Below are 14703 nucleotides of genomic sequence, written 5' to 3'. Positions count from 1 at the left end.
ATGAACAGTATTTCCAGGCGTATCGCCGACGAACTCGGCGTTCGTGAGCAACAGGTCAATGCCACCGTCGAAATGCTCGACGAGGGTGCAACCGTTCCGTTTATCGCCCGTTACCGGAAAGAGGTTACCGGCTCGCTGGACGACAGCCAGCTGCGTAACCTGGAAGAGCGACTGCGTTACCTGCGCGAGCTCGAAGACCGGCGGACCACGATCCTCAACAGCATCGACGAGCAGGGCAAACTGACCGACGAGCTGCGCGCCAGTATTGACGGTGCCGACACCAAGAATCGCCTGGAAGATCTGTACCTGCCGTACAAGCCTAAGCGTCGTACCAAGGCCCAGATTGCCCGTGAGGCCGGTCTGGAACCCTTGGCGGATGCCCTGCTTGAAGATCCGACGCTGGAGCCCGAGGCCACCGCCCAGGGCTATCTTAATAAAGAAGCCGGTATTGAAGACACCAAGGGCGCGCTGGACGGCGCCCGCTACATCCTCATGGAACGCTTCGCCGAAGATGCCGAGCTGCTGGGCAGCCTGCGCGATTTCATCTGGCAGGAAGGTCAGCTGAAGGTGTCGGTGATCGAGGGCAAGGAAACCGAGGGCGCCAAGTTCCGGGATTACTTTGATCACGTCGAGCCGCTCAAGAAGGTGCCATCGCACCGGGCACTCGCCATTTTGCGCGGCCGCAATGAAGGCATCCTGGCGTTTACCATTGTGGTCGGTGATGTTGAAGACGATCGCAAACAGCCACATCCGGCCGAGCAGCGCATTGCCGCACACTGGAACCTCCGGGACAGCGGCCGGGCGGCCGACAAATGGCTGTCAGAGGTTGTGCGCTGGACCTGGCGGGTAAAGCTGTCGACCCAGATCGAAACCGACCTGATGGCCCAGGTGCGCGAGGCCGCGGAATCCGAGGCGATCAATGTCTTTGCCGCCAACCTGAAAGACCTGCTGCTGTTGGCGCCGGCTGGTCCGCGCCCAACCCTGGGGCTGGACCCCGGGCTTCGGACCGGGGTGAAAGTGGCGGTGATCGATGGCACCAGCCAGGTGGTGGGCCATGGTGCGATTTATCCTCATGCTCCCAAGAATCAGTGGGACCAGTCCATTGAGCAACTGGCTCGCTGGTGTCGCGATTACAAAATTGAGCTGGTGGCGATCGGCAACGGCACCGCGTCCCGGGAAACCGAGAAGCTGGTGGCTGACCTGTGCAAGCGCTACCCGGAACTGAAGCTGGCGCGCATCGTCGTCAGCGAGTCCGGCGCCTCGATCTACTCCGCTTCTGAATTCGCTTCCCGCGAGCTGCCGGACCTGGACGTCACCATTCGCGGTGCCGTTTCCATCGCCCGCCGCCTGCAGGATCCGCTGGCCGAGCTGGTGAAGATCGAGCCCAAGTCCATCGGCGTAGGCCAGTATCAGCACGACGTATCCCAGGTGCAGCTGTCCCGCAGCCTGGATGCCGTGGTGGAAGACTGCGTAAACGGCGTTGGTGTCGACCTGAACACAGCCTCGGTGCCTTTGCTGGCGAGAGTGTCTGGATTGAACCAGAGCATTGCCCAGAACATCGTTGATTTCCGCAGCCAAAATGGTCTGTTCAACAACCGCAAGCAGCTGCTGAAGGTGTCCCGCCTGGGCGATCGCACCTTTGAGCAGGCCGCCGGTTTCCTCCGGATTGCCAGTGGCGATAACCCCTTGGACCGCTCATCGGTGCACCCCGAAGCCTACGGTGTGGTGGAGGCGATTGCCGCCAAGAATCAACGCAAGGTCGACGACATTGTGGGTGATTCCTCTTTCCTGCGTGGTCTGAATCCGAAGGATTACGTAACAGAACAATTCGGGTTGCCGACCATCAAAGACATCATCTCCGAGTTGGAGAAGCCAGGCCGGGACCCGCGCCCGGAATTCCGCTTTGCCAGTTTCGAGGAAGGCGTGGAAACCCTGAGCGACCTGAAGCCGGGTATGGTGCTGGAAGGCTCGGTGACCAACGTCACCAATTTTGGCGCGTTCGTGGACATTGGTGTTCACCAGGACGGGCTGGTACACATTTCTGCGCTGTCCCATACTTTCGTGAAGGATCCGCGGGAAGTCGTGAAAGCCGGGGACATCGTCAAGGTCAAAGTGATGGACGTGGATATCCCCCGCAAGAGGATTGCCCTGTCCATGCGTATGGACGATCAGCCGGGTGAAAAGAACGATGGCAAGCCAGCGGGGGGCGGCCGTGCCCGTGCCGACCAGAAGACCGGCAGCCGGAATTCACGCCAGAGCGGCAGCGGTCAGAAACAACAGCAGGGCGCCATGGCGGGCGCACTGGCCCAGGCCCTGGCCTCGGCCCGCAAAGGATAGCCTTTAACTAACCGGTTTTCTGTCTTTTCATCGATCGGCGCGGTTCACGAGACTGCGCCGGTCGCAGTAGGAGTTCACCATGGCTGAGTCCCGCCATTCTGTTTTTCGTCAGTTTGCCGCCAGTGACTGGCGGGGTTTTCGCAAAGGCGTCGAAAAGGAAGGTCTGCGTGTTGATCGCAACGGCTTTATTGCCCAGACGCCGCACCCGAAGGCACTGGGTTCGGCACTGACCCATCCGAGCATTACCACCGATTATTCGGAAGCACTGCTGGAGCTGATTACGCCGGTATGTTCAAGTACCGGTGAAATGCTGGAGTCGCTGCGCAACATCCACCGGTTTGTGCAGCAGAATCTCGGTGACGAAGTGTTCTGGGCGGCCAGCATGCCTTGCGAACTGGATGGTGATGCCAGCATTCCCATTGCTGAATACGGCAGTTCCAATATCGGTCGCCTGAAGCATGTCTATCGTCAAGGCCTGGCGGTGCGCTATGGCCGGATGATGCAGAGCATTGCCGGCGCCCATTACAACCTGTCGCTGCCCGACAGCTTCTGGCAAATCTGGCAGCAGGCACTGGGTAACCAGCAAAGCCTCAAGGACTTCAAATCCGACCAGTACTTCTGGTTGATCCGCAATTTCCGTCGTCGCAGCTGGCTGTTGATGCTGCTGTTCGGCTCGTCTCCGGCCCTGGACGCCAGTTTCGTTGCCGACACCAGCCACAAACTCAGCCGGTTCGATGACCATACCTGGTTCGGTCAGGATGCAACCTCCCTCCGGATGGGCGATTTGGGCTACCACAACAATGCCCAGTCCTCCCTAAACATTTGCTTCAATGAGCTGAGCACCTACACCCAGACGCTGGACCGGGCCATCCACACGCCCTGGCCACCGTACGAGCGCATCGGTGTCCGGCGTGACGATCAGTACATCCAGATCAACACCAGTGTGCTGCAGATTGAAAACGAGTACTACAGCGCGGTGCGCCCGAAGCGAACTGCCGATAGCGGCGAGAAGCCGATTCAGGCGCTCGAGGCCCGCGGCGTCGAGTACATCGAAGTTCGTTGCCTGGACCTGGACCCGTTCTCGCCGGAAGGTGTCAATGCCGCCCAGATAGACTTTTTGGACCTGTTCCTGCTGGATTGCCTGCTGACCGACAGTCCGCGTATCGGTGACGACGAGTGTGAGCGGCTGGATGACAACTACAAAGATGTGGTTGCCCAGGGCCGTAACCGCGAGCTCAATTTGTGCCAGGGTGGTGCGCGCAAGCCAGTGGGTGACGCAGCGACAGCCCTGTTTGACCAGCTGGAGCCACTGGCGGAACTGCTGGACAGCTGGACCGGAACTGATACCTATCGCAACGCATTGGCCGAGCAGCGCGGCAAACTGCCGGAGCTGGGTACCTGGTCGGTGCCTTCGTCCCAGGTGGTGGATGCCATGCGGGAATCCGGACTGGGTCATCGGGAGTGGGTGATGGAACAATCCCGCCAGCACCAGAAGACCCTTCGCGAGGAAGGTTTGTCACCAGAACTGCAGGCGTCATTCCAGGCCATGAGCGAGCAATCCCTGGCGGATCAGGCCCGCATGGAAGATGTCGATCAGCCGGCGTTTGATGTTTTCCTGGACCAGTATTTGAAGGCTTGAGCGCAGGGCGTTGCAGCCTGGGCGGACCTGACTCACAGAATCCAGAGAAACTGTTTGTCAGGTCTCAGGCCGACTGTTAGTTTTTGTAATCACAGGGATGACAGGGGGTGGCGTCATGGCAAGGGATATCAAGCTCGGCTGGGAAGTAGAGGCGCTCAATAAGGCCTATCGACAGGGTTATATGGCAGCCTCGATGGGAATGGAGAAGGCCCGTTGCCCGTACCGCGGTGAGGTAGTTATTGCCGCCTGGGAAGCCGGCTGGGACGACGCCGATCAGGTCGCCCGGGAAAAGCGGGCAGTGGAGGACAACGATCTGTTTTCCCGCATTGCCTGAGGTGGGTGAATCTGCGCGCTACTTCTGCACCACGAATTCAGTAAACAGCACGCCGGTGATGCTTTCACCGGTTTGCTGCTCTTCCAGCACCTGATTGATCCGGGTTGTCGCCTCCTCTCGCAGCGCCTGCTGGCCTTCCAAGGCTGTCAGCCGCTCGCTGTCCGTTTGCTCGCCAAACAGCATGACCAGCTCATGGCGCAATCTCGGCATGTGCGCGTCCAGCGCCGGTTGGGCGCCAGCACTGGCAACCCGAAGGCTGACCGAGGCCTTAAGATAGGTCACCTTGGTGCCCGGTTTGCCAATGTGGGTCACGAACGGCGGGTCCATGGCAATATAGGCAGTAATGCGCTCTTCCTCGACGGCTTCCTCGTCTTCATCGGGCTCCTCAGCGGCCAGTGGTGTGGCCAGCAGTGAGCAGAGCAATAGCAACAGGGTAAGGGCGGATTTTGGCTGGAGTGTCATAAGCTTGAAGTTGGTCATGGTTTAGGGTTAAGTGGCCGATCAACAAAGATGCCATCGATGGGACCGAGAATAGCAGGCCCGGTGGGTAGATGCAGGTTCAATTCGCTAATCCGAGGTGTTGTTTTGACAAGCAGGCAGGTGTTCGGACTGATTTTTCTGGTGTGCGCAGGGTTACTGGGTGTCGCCTTTTACATGGAGTACGTGATGGGGCTTGAGCCCTGCCCGCTGTGCTGGCTGCAACGCTTTGGCTTCATGGGCGCAGGCCTGGTCAGTCTGGTGGCGGTGTTGCATGGTCCTTCTGGACTGGGTGTGCGTATCTACGGGCTGCTGCTTGCGGTAACAGCCGGCGCGGGCCTGGGTGTGGCGGGTCGTCAGCTCTGGCTGCAGAGTCTGCCGGCAGATCAGGTTCCTGCCTGTGGCCCCTCCGTCGATTACTTGCTGGAAGTGCTGCCGCTCTTTGAGGTGCTGGCAACGGCCCTGAAAGGTACCGGTGATTGCGCCGAAGTGGTCTGGCGTTTCATGGGGCTGAGTATTCCCGGCTGGACGGCGGTGTTCTTCAGCCTGCTGGTAGTGACCGGCCTTGCGGTGCTGTTGCGTCGCTCGAAGTCATAAATCGGTATTGCCGGCTGAAACGGTTGCGGCAGAGCGCAGCCATGGGGTAAGTTGGAATTACCTGACAAAGACATCCAAACCGAGACATAAGATCCGGAATAAAGCGGAGAACAGGCGTCATGCTGGAAAATTGCCGAAATGCCAGGGAGCGATGGGGCGGAGTCAGCGAGCTCATTGACCGCTGGCTCAAAGAGCGTCAGGAATTGCTGGTCCACTACTGTGACCTGTCCGGGGATAACGATTTTTCCCAGACCGAAGCCCTGAGAGAAAAATTTGTGCGCCTGTGTGAAGTGTTGGTTGATTATGTTTCGACCGGGCACTTTGAGATCTACGAACAGCTGGTTCGTGAGGCCAAGGAATTTAACGATGGTGGCCAGGAACTGGCGGCCAAATTGTATCCTCGTATCCAGGAAACCACTGAGGTGGCCCTGAACTTCAACGATCGCCTGGACGGCAAGGAATTGTCCGAAGACGAGCTCAAAGCTCTGTATGGCGAATTGTCGAAACTGGGTGAGAGTCTGGAAAGCCGTTTTGAAATGGAAGATTTTCTGATCGAGCACCTGCACAACGCGCATGCGGGCAAGCTGGCTTCGGTCTGACCGACGGAGCTGGTAAAAAAAAGCCTCAGCACCGGGTGACCGGGCTGAGGCTTTTTTGATGGCCGCTCGTTATTCTGAGTCAGCCTTCGGATTGACCTCCAGCAGCTCGACGTCGAACACCAGGGTTTCGTTCGGGCCAATGGCGCGATTGCCGCCAGGGCCATAGGCCAGATCGGCCGGGATGTAGAGCTTGTAACGAGCACCTTCGCTCATCAGCTGCAGGCCTTCGGTCCAGCCCGGGATAACCTGGTTCAGGCCGAAGGTTACCGGCTCGCCGCGCTCGCGGGAGCTGTCGAAGATTTCACCAGACAGCAGCTCGCCGGTGTAATGAACCTTCACGGTGTCCGTGGCGGCTGGCTTCTCGCCAGAACCTGATTCCAGGACTTCGTACTGCAGGCCCGAATCCGTGCTCTTCACTTCATCGCGATCCGCGTTCTCGGCCAGGAAGGCTTCACCCGCTTCCAGGTTCTTCTTGGCCAGCTCTTCCGCTTGCTCAGACTGCTTCTGCTGCAGCTCCTGCTGGTAGCTCATCAGAGCAGCTTGAATTTCTTCGCGGCTCATGCGCTGGGTTTCTTCATCGCCAGCATGGCCGTGCTGAATACCCTGCAGGAACTGATCCATCTGTAAGTCCGGCAGATCGTTGCTCATGCGCTCACCGAGTACCAGGCCCATGCCGTAGCTGACTTTCTGGTCGGTGGATTCCAGCTTCGGATCTTCCGGCGTCTCTGGCGGGGTCGAGCAGCCGGCCACAACGCCAGCCATTGCCAGTGCGAGCAGTGTCTTTTTCATTGCTTCATCCTTTAACGTATGAGCCGGGGCAGGGCCCCGTAGAGTGTGTGTTGGAACGCAGAAGGTAACGGGTTCTGGCGGCAGTTGCCACTGAACATGTGTTAAGAAAACGGACGGATGTCCTAGCTGCCGTTACTGCCAGCGGTCGGGCCCATCGAGAAAGGCGCTCGGTATGGAGACTGCCAGTCGTTTTCCGGATCGGCGACCCGGTTGCGAGACAGATCAGTCTCAGCGCGCTCGATGGCCAGGGTGTTCCAGCGGCCCTGAGACGGGGGTTGGTCGGCGTAATGCCAGTTACCCTCGGTGTCTTGCCACTTAAACACAATATCCGGTCCGTCGGTGGGCACCGGGGAGGGTACCAGTCCTTCGAAGGCCGGAATTTTTTCAGGTGTCTCCTCGGCGGCAGATTCTGCAACCTGCTCGGGATCATTGAGGCCAAAGAAAATCAGCATCAACAACAACCCCAGTGCCGGGAATGAGATCCGGATGAGCCATTTCATAATCATGGCTTGTGGTCTCCCGTGGAGATGTCAGCCAGCGTGCCGGCCAGTGCATTCAATTGGCTTTTTGCGTTCGCGACCGCGGCCGTTGAAGGGGCAGCAGCCTCGAGATTATTCTGGATGAGTACATCGCGTCCGTGCATATCGCCAGTTCCCGGATTGTTGGTTATCAGTGTATGCCAGGCCAGTGCGAGTTCTATACGCTCGGCTTCGAGTTCGAGACCAGCGACGCCTTCACGCAGAGTGGTACACTGCGCACTTGCCTTCGGAAGCAGTTGTCGAACGGTGCGCAAAGCGCCCGTTACACGGTTACGCCACTCTGTTACCGTAGCGTCTTCATTTCCGGTGTACGATTGATCGTCCAGCGCCAGCCAGGCGGCGCACAGGACTCGGGTGACACTCCAGCCTTGCTGCTGCAGCGCCAGGCAGTTTTCCTGAACGCCCGCCCTTTGCCAGAAGGCTAACGCGAACTGCCACAGAGGGTTATCGGATTGCAGTTGCACCGGCAAGTCCAAGCTGTCCGTCGTTCGTTCCGATGGGCTCTGTGAACAAACCGTCATGGTAACTGGACCTTCTTTGCCAACGATACGTTGATAAAATGGACATATGCTAACGATAACCGATCTCAGTTTACAACGGGGCGGCGCCTGGTTGCTACAGGCGGTCAACCTCACCGTCCAGCCGGGTCAGCGCGTCGCCATTGTGGGCGCCAACGGCGCCGGTAAATCGAGCCTGTTCCAGCTCCTGCTGGGCCAGTTGGCACCGGAGCAGGGCAGCGTGTCGCTGCCAGGTGGCTGCCGCATAGCCCACATGGCCCAGGAGGTGAAAGCCTCCGATCGCAGCGCCCGGGATTTTGTCCTCGACGGCGACCTCGATCTCCGGCGTATGGAGGCCGAGCTGGCCGACGCCGAAGCACGCGGCGATGACTACGCTCAGGCCCGCATTCACGGCGAGCTCGATATTCATGAAGCCTGGTCGGCGTCGCGCCGTGCCGAGACCCTGCTGCGCGGACTTGGCTTTTCCGATTACGACATCGGCCGGCCGGTGTCGGCGTTTTCTGGTGGCTGGCGGATCCGGCTCAACCTGGCCCAGGCTTTGATGCGGCCCTCGGATCTGTTGCTGCTGGATGAGCCCACCAACCACCTGGATCTGGATGCTTGTCTGTGGCTTGAAAACTGGCTTCGCCGCTATCCCGGTACGCTGTTGTTCATTTCCCACGATCGGGATTTCATGGACCGGGTGGCCACTCATCTGGTGCACTTTGATCAGCAGCAGCTTGAGCTCTACACCGGTAACTACACCGCCTTTGAGGGGCAGCGCAGCGAACGGCTGGCTCAGCAGCAAGCGGGCTTTGAACGCCAGCAGGCCCGGATCGCCGAGATTCAGCGCTTCATCGATCGATTCAAAGCCAAGGCCACCAAGGCCCGGCAGGCCCAGAGCCGGGTCAAGGCCCTGGAGCGCATGGAGCGTATCGCACCGGCGCACATTGATTCGCCGTTCAGCTTCGAATTTCCGGTGTCTGAGAAAGTGTCCAACCCGCTGCTGTCCATCCGTAACGGCCAGGCCGGCCATGGCACCACACCGATTCTTGCCGGGATCAATCTTACGCTTTTGCCCGGCAGCCGCATTGGCCTTCTGGGCCCCAATGGCGCTGGCAAATCGACACTGATGGATGGCTTGCGCGGTGAAAAGACCCTGTTGTCTGGCGATCGGACCTGCGGCGAGCACTTGGCCATTGGTTATTTTGCCCAGCATCAGCTGGAATCCCTGGATCTGGACGCCAGCCCCTTCCTGCACCTGCAACGTCTGTCTCCCAACGCCTCGGAACAGAGTATTCGCAATTTCCTGGGTGGCTTCGATTTTCACGGCGATGAAGCGCTGAGCGCGATTCGGTCATTCTCCGGTGGCGAAAAAGCCCGGGTCGCGCTGGCGATCATTGCCTGGCAACGCCCGAACCTGTTGCTGCTGGATGAGCCGACCAACCACCTGGACCTGGAAATGCGCCAGGCCCTGACCATGGCCCTGCAGAATTTCGAAGGCGCCATCGTAGTGGTGTCCCACGACCGGCACTTGCTGCGCAATACGGTGGATGAGTTCTGGCTGGTGAACGATGGCCGCGTGCAAGAATATCAGGGTGACCTGGAAGATTATGAGCGCTGGCTGGCAGATCGTCGCAAAGACGACAGCGAAGCTCCGCGCAATAACCAGGCCTCAGCCAGCGGCGCTGCGGCAGAAGCCATTACCGCGGAGCCTGTCGGTGAGAGCGCTGACGATCGCAAAGCCCGCAAGCGCGCAGAAGCCGCCCTGCGCCAGAAAATCAGTCCATACCGCAAGCGTCAGACCAGCCTGGAGAAGGATATGGATAGCCTGCAGCAATCCCTGCAGGCATTGGAGGCCGAGCTGGCCAACCCGGCCCTGTACGACGCTGAGGGGCAGGCTCGATTGAAGGAGCTGCTGGGCAAGCAGGCGGAAGCCAAGCGCCGGCTGGAAAACATTGAGGCGGAGTGGCTTGAGGTTAGTGAGACTGTCGAGTCGTTGGAGGCGGAGCTGACGGGCTAGGCCCGTTCAGCGACTGGAATTACCAGCTCGAAATTCTGCCTGGCCAGATAGTCCCGTTCGTTTTCGAGATCGGCCAGGGTGAGCGGCCGATCATCGAGCCAACCCTCGTCAAATTCGACGGTCAGTTTGTTGGCTTCGGCACTGAGTAGCAGCCGTGGTGGTGGCTCCAGGTTGCGCGGGTGCTGAATCAGCACGGCCAGGCGAACCAGCACGCACAGGTAGCGCAGCCGGGTTTTGTCGTCTGGATCTTCCACGCTATCGAAAATGGCCGGCGAGAATTTCCGTCGGTGACCCCGCACCAGGGTGGCCAGATCACGCTGAAACTGCTGGCTGAAACCGGGCAGGTCGGAATAGCGGAGTAGATAGGCGCCGTGCTTGTGATACTGACTGTGAGAGATGGTCAGCCCAATCTCGTGCAGGCGGCAGGCCCAGCGCAAGGCTTCCTCGTCGCTGGCGGTGTGCACACCCCAGGTGTCGGCCACCTGCTCCCAGGCCGCCACGGCCGTCTCCTCGACGGCGGCGCCGTGAGACTGGTCCACGTGATAGCGCTCCTGCAGTGCGGAGATGGTGCGTTCGCGCACGTCTTCATGCTGAATCCGTCCGGCGATGTCATACAACAACCCTTCCCGCAAGGCGCCGTCGGCAAATTCCATTTCCTCGATCCCGAGTGACTGGAATGCGGCCATCAAAATCGCGAAGCCGGCGGGGAAGATGCTCTGGCGGTCTGCGCGCACGCCCAGATCATCCAGCTTTTCGATCCTGCCCATGTCCACCAGGCGCTTGCGCAGCTCCAGCATTCCGTCTCGGGTGATGGTGCCGTCGGATATCTTCAGGTTGGCCAGGACACTGGAGATCGCCTTGATGGAGCCGGACGACCCCACAGCGCTCTGCCAGCCCACAGACCGGAAATGTCGGCGAATGTTCAGCAGTTCCTGTTCGGCGTGGGTAACCGCGTTGTCCATTTGCCGCCGGGTGATCTTGCCGTCCGGGAAATAGCGATTGCGGAAAGACACACAGCCCATGTGCAGGCTTTCGAGCACTTCGGGTTCGAAGCGCTGACCGATGATGAACTCGGTGCTGCCGCCGCCGATGTCGATCACCAGTCGTCGGCCGCAATCGTCGGACAGGGTATGGGAAACTCCCAGGTAGATCAGGCGGGCCTCTTCACGGCCGGCAATGATCTCTACCGGGTAGCCGAGCACTTCTTCGGCCCGTTCCATGAAAACGTGGGCGTTACGAGCCACCCTGAGGGCATTGGTGCCGACGATCTGGACACCACTCGGCGGCATGCCGTTCAGCCGCTGAGCGAACCGACGCAAGCAGGACAGGCCTCGCTCCTGCGCCTCGGGAGTCAGGTTGTTGGCTTCATCGAGACCTGCGCCCAGCTGGACCTTTTCGCCCATTTTCTCGAGGGTGCGGATTTCTCCGTGTACCAGCCGGGCAACCACCATGTGAAAGCTGTTGGAGCCCATGTCGATGGCTGCGAGAACCTCCGAAGGAGGAACAGAATGTTCGGAGGTGGATGCGGCCGTCACAGTGGTCGAAATCCTTTTGAAGGTGAGCTTCCGGGCTACTATAAGCGAAATCCCTCAGGTCTGTCAGTAACGGACAGGCCGATCTACCGCTTCACATATTGCGGACCAATCGCGTAAAGTATGGCTCATCTCGATAAGGGTGAAAGGTTGTCTGAACAACGAGGCAATCATTCAGCGAAGTGAACAGCGCCCCGCTACGGTTCTAAAGCCGGCTGACATGGTGTGGGGCGCACGAATCAGGAAATGGTAATGAGCGGAAATATCGTAAACGTAACCGACGCTTCCTTTGAGCAGGACGTGCTGCAGTCCGACGTTCCGGTACTGGTAGATTACTGGGCGGAATGGTGCGGTCCCTGCAAGATGATTGCTCCGGTACTGGAAGACATTGCAGACGAGTACGAAGGTAAGCTGAAGATCTGCAAGCTGAACATCGACGAAAACGAGCAGACTCCGCCTAAGTTCAACATCCGCGGTATCCCGACTCTGATGCTGTTCAAGAACGGCAACGTTGATGCCACCAAGGTAGGTGCCCTGTCCAAGTCGCAGTTGGTAGCCTTCCTGGACAGCAATCTCTGATTGTCGGCCAGTTGCTAAAAACCGCCCCTGAGTTTGCGCTCACGGGCGGTTTTTTATTTCCAGGCGTCGCTGCGAGCGACGTCTGAGGTCTTCTGCTCCACCCAATGCTCCCCGGATGCGGTGATTTCCTTCTTCCAGAATGGTGCCGAGGTCTTGAGGGCGTCCATCAAAAACTGGCAGGCGGCAAAGGCGTCGCTCCGGTGCGCGCTGCAGACGCCAACGAAGACAATCTGGTCTTGCAGTGTCAGTCGGCCGACCCGGTGGATCACTCGCGCCTGGCGGACATCCCAGCGGGAGGAAGCCTCGGCAACTAAGCCCTCAATGACCTGCTCGGTCATGCCGGGGTAGTGCTCCAGGTATAAGCCTTGAACGTCACTCAGATCGCCACTGTCCCTTACCAGGCCGGTAAAGGTTGCAATGGCGCCGGTGCCCGCGCCGCTGTCTCTGAGTCGTTGGTACTCCGTTGCAGGATCAAAATCCTCGTTCTGGATTGAAATCATCTTAGCCTCCGGTCACCGGCGGGAAAAAAGCCACTTCATCGCCAGCGCGTACCTCGGTGGACAGCTTGGCCATGGCCTGGTTCACCGCAATCATCACCGGCTGTTTTCCTTGAAGCTGGGCCCAGGCGCCGCCGCGCTCGGCCAGGCTGGCCAGGATAGCCCCAGTGGTCAGGCCGGGTTCGGCCGGCAGCGTAAGCTGTTCGGTGTCCAGTTCCTCTCGGAGTCGGGCGAAGAAACGGACAGTGAAGGTATCTGCAGTCATGATCAGGCCAAAAGCTCGGTGAATGAATAGTAGGTTAGCACGTCGCCGATCCGGACTTCGCTGTTCTCTGGAATCACTGCCAAGCCATCGGCCCAGCAGGCAGAGCTGAGCATGCCGGAACTCTGATTGGGGTACGCAGCCAAGCAGAGCTGTCCGGCTTTGAGCTCCTTGCGCGCCCGGAAAAAGCCCCGGCGGATTGAGGGCGAAGGAACCTCAAAGTCCGCTGGCAGACGCTCTCCCACTGGATGAACGCGCGGCTGACCCTGGCACTGACGGATAAAGGGCATCACGATCATGGCAAAGGTGACCAGAACGGCAGCTGGGTTGCCGGGTAGTCCGAGCAGGGGCGTGCCGTCGATCGCGCCGAAGGCCAGTGGTTTGCCCGGCTTTATCGCCACGCGCCAGAGAGACAGGTTGCCGGTGGCCGCCAATGCGGCACGGACATGATCTTCCTCGCCCACGGACACACCGCCGGTGGTGATGATCAGATCTGCTTCGATGGCCGCTTTCTGCAGCGTGGCCTCCGTGGCGGCTCGATTGTCCGCCAGCCCCTCACACAGGACCACCTCGCAGGCGGCGTGCCTGAGCAGACCCAGCAAGGTGAATCTATTGGTGTTGTAGATCTGTCCCGGGCCCAGTGGTTGCCCGGGTTCCACCAGCTCGTCGCCGGTGGTGAGAATGGCGACTTTGAGCTTGCCCATGACGGGCACCTGAGCCACGCCCATGGAGGCAAGGAGCCCCAACTCCTGAGCGCGCAGCCGGGTGCCTCGGGGCAAGGCCAGGTCGCCCTTGCTCAGATCCTGCCCCTGGCGCCGGATGTTCTGGCCCGGCTCCACGTCGGTCTGCACCAGAATGCCGCTCTCAGAAACCTCTACCTGTTCCTGCATGACCACCGAATCGGCGCCGGCTGGGATCTCCGAGCCGGTAAAAATGCGGGCGGCGGTGCCCTCGGCCAGTGGCGTGGGTGCAGAGCCGGCAGGGATGCGGGCGGAAATCGGCAGAGGCTTAGCCGCCTGAAGATTTTGCTGGCGCAGGGCATAGCCATCCACCGAGCTGTTATCGGCCGGCGGCACATCTGCTGGGACTCTCTGATCTTCCGCCAGGATGCGATCCAGAGCATCTGGCAGCGCCACAGTTTCGGTGCGACTGATCGCCGGTGCTCGGGATAGCAAGTGGCTCAGGGCATCTTCCAGGGGCGTCAGGTCAGTGCTGACCATGAGCGGTTCTCCTTGTTGTTCGCTGAATGCACTCAGATGGTCGCGCGGGTGGCGATCTGTTCGTTGATCCGATGCAGGGGCTTGTCCGGTTTGCGCAAAACCAGCCCGGCGAAGTTGCAGGGGGAGTGTCGACTGTCCAGCTGATTGCGCAGAATACCGTTCCAGCCGGTCCGGCAGGCGCCAGTGGAGCCTGGCAGGCAAAAGATAACGGTGTGGTTGGATAAGCCGCCAAAGGCCCGGGATTGGATGGTGGAACTGGCGATTTCGGCGGCCGACAGGCGTCGAAATTCTTCACCAAAGCCATCAATGGCCTTGTCCAGCAGTGGTCCAACCGCTTCTGGCGTGCTGTCGCGTTCAGAAAAACCGGTGCCGCCCGTGATCAGCACGGCATGCACGGACGGGTCGGCGATCCAGTGGGCGATCAGGGCGCGTATCAGGTACACGTCGTCCGGAAGGATGCGTCGGGCGGCTAATTGGTGTCCTGCCTCAAGCAGATTGTCAGCCAGGAACTGGCCCGAGGTGTCTTGCTCGGGACCGCGGCTGTCAGAAACGGTCAACAGGGCGATATTGAGGGGTTTAAATTCGCCGGCGAGGTCGATGCCCATGGCGTTAGCTCCGTATTTTTGGGATAGATACTGGTAACGCAAGTATCCGGATCACGACCAGGGATTGGAAGAGGGGCTCCGGCCGGGCCTGGCAGGCGGCGTTGGCTACAGGGGCCAGGATCTGAGTTACCTTGGCGTTAATTTGGACAGTTTACTTGACATTCGCCAGTGAGGTGG

At 59.7% G+C, this 14703-nt stretch carries 16 protein-coding genes; 7 read left to right on the top strand and 9 right to left on the bottom strand.

The window, feature by feature from the left end:
- The 3 genes from FGO67_RS00660 to rmf all read left to right on the top strand — a co-directional run bounded on the left by FGO67_RS00660 (position 1) and on the right by rmf (position 4310).
- A complete protein-coding gene (locus FGO67_RS00660) occupies positions 1-2337 on the top strand; it encodes a Tex family protein (protein ID WP_203298820.1) in 2337 nt (778 codons plus the stop codon).
- Positions 2338-2416: 79 nt separating this feature from the next.
- Entirely contained in the window at positions 2417-3976 is a 1560-nt protein-coding gene (gene gshA / locus FGO67_RS00655; protein ID WP_203298819.1) for a glutamate--cysteine ligase, read from the top strand.
- Between the two features lie 115 nt (positions 3977-4091).
- A complete protein-coding gene (rmf, locus tag FGO67_RS00650; protein ID WP_203298818.1) occupies positions 4092-4310 on the top strand; it encodes a ribosome modulation factor in 219 nt (72 codons plus the stop codon).
- 18 nt (positions 4311-4328) lie between these two features.
- Here the strand turns inward: rmf and FGO67_RS00645 are convergent, their stop codons facing one another.
- Positions 4329-4790 (bottom strand): flagellar basal body-associated FliL family protein, encoded by a 462-nt coding sequence (locus tag FGO67_RS00645; protein WP_203298817.1) that lies wholly within the window; start codon positions 4788-4790, stop codon positions 4329-4331.
- Between the two features lie 105 nt (positions 4791-4895).
- Here FGO67_RS00645 and FGO67_RS00640 point away from each other — a divergent pair, with 105 nt between their 5' ends.
- Both FGO67_RS00640 and rsd read left to right on the top strand, forming a co-directional pair.
- Positions 4896-5384, top strand: coding sequence for a disulfide bond formation protein B (locus tag FGO67_RS00640; RefSeq protein ID WP_238942118.1), 489 nt, complete (start codon positions 4896-4898; stop codon positions 5382-5384).
- Positions 5385-5503: 119 nt separating this feature from the next.
- On the top strand, positions 5504-5983 hold the full coding sequence (gene rsd, locus FGO67_RS00635; RefSeq protein ID WP_203298815.1) for a sigma D regulator: 480 nt from the start codon (positions 5504-5506) through the stop codon (positions 5981-5983).
- Between the two features lie 69 nt (positions 5984-6052).
- Here rsd and FGO67_RS00630 read toward each other — a convergent pair whose 3' ends face one another.
- From FGO67_RS00630 to FGO67_RS00620, 3 genes are all read right to left on the bottom strand, one after another.
- Positions 6053-6772, bottom strand: coding sequence for a BamJ family beta-barrel-assembly machinery protein (locus FGO67_RS00630; RefSeq protein WP_203298814.1), 720 nt, complete (start codon positions 6770-6772; stop codon positions 6053-6055).
- 122 nt (positions 6773-6894) lie between these two features.
- On the bottom strand, positions 6895-7278 hold the full coding sequence (locus FGO67_RS00625; protein ID WP_203298813.1) for a DUF4124 domain-containing protein: 384 nt from the start codon (positions 7276-7278) through the stop codon (positions 6895-6897).
- Entirely contained in the window at positions 7275-7775 is a 501-nt protein-coding gene (locus tag FGO67_RS00620; RefSeq protein ID WP_338039536.1) for a TIGR02444 family protein, read from the bottom strand. The genes FGO67_RS00625 and FGO67_RS00620 overlap by 4 nt, the downstream gene beginning before the upstream one ends.
- A gap of 103 nt (positions 7776-7878) precedes the next feature.
- Here FGO67_RS00620 and FGO67_RS00615 point away from each other — a divergent pair, with 103 nt between their 5' ends.
- Positions 7879-9831: an ATP-binding cassette domain-containing protein gene (locus FGO67_RS00615; RefSeq protein ID WP_203298811.1), complete on the top strand. Its 1953-nt coding sequence runs from the start codon at positions 7879-7881 to the stop codon at positions 9829-9831.
- Here FGO67_RS00615 and ppx read toward each other — a convergent pair.
- Positions 9828-11366, bottom strand: a complete 1539-nt coding sequence (gene ppx / locus FGO67_RS00610) for an exopolyphosphatase (RefSeq protein WP_338039518.1) — start codon at positions 11364-11366, stop codon at positions 9828-9830. The genes FGO67_RS00615 and ppx overlap by 4 nt on opposite strands.
- Positions 11367-11615: 249 nt before the next feature.
- On the opposite strand from ppx, the gene trxA reads away from it, so the two are divergent.
- A complete protein-coding gene (gene trxA / locus FGO67_RS00605) occupies positions 11616-11942 on the top strand; it encodes a thioredoxin TrxA (RefSeq protein WP_041340817.1) in 327 nt (108 codons plus the stop codon).
- Between the two features lie 53 nt (positions 11943-11995).
- Here the strand turns inward: trxA and FGO67_RS00600 are convergent, their stop codons facing one another.
- The 4 genes from FGO67_RS00600 to moaB are packed head-to-tail and all read right to left on the bottom strand — an operon-like array spanning position 11996 to position 14526.
- Entirely contained in the window at positions 11996-12442 is a 447-nt protein-coding gene (locus FGO67_RS00600) for a molybdenum cofactor biosynthesis protein MoaE (RefSeq protein ID WP_203298810.1), read from the bottom strand.
- A gap of 1 nt (position 12443) precedes the next feature.
- Positions 12444-12704 (bottom strand): MoaD/ThiS family protein, encoded by a 261-nt coding sequence (locus FGO67_RS00595; RefSeq protein ID WP_203298809.1) that lies wholly within the window; start codon positions 12702-12704, stop codon positions 12444-12446.
- Positions 12705-12706: 2 nt separating this feature from the next.
- Positions 12707-13921, bottom strand: a complete 1215-nt coding sequence (locus FGO67_RS00590; RefSeq protein WP_203298808.1) for a molybdopterin molybdotransferase MoeA — start codon at positions 13919-13921, stop codon at positions 12707-12709.
- A 32-nt stretch (positions 13922-13953) separates the two neighbouring features.
- On the bottom strand, positions 13954-14526 hold the full coding sequence (moaB, locus tag FGO67_RS00585) for a molybdenum cofactor biosynthesis protein B (RefSeq protein ID WP_203298807.1): 573 nt from the start codon (positions 14524-14526) through the stop codon (positions 13954-13956).
- Positions 14527-14703: the final 177 nt, after the last annotated feature.

The organism is Marinobacter sediminum (assembly GCF_016820575.1).
In the GTDB taxonomy this organism is placed as follows: Bacteria; Pseudomonadota; Gammaproteobacteria; order Pseudomonadales; family Oleiphilaceae; genus Marinobacter; species Marinobacter sediminum.
The sequence above is the reverse complement of the archived record's forward strand: the minus strand, read 5'-3'. Positions and strand labels throughout refer to the sequence as shown.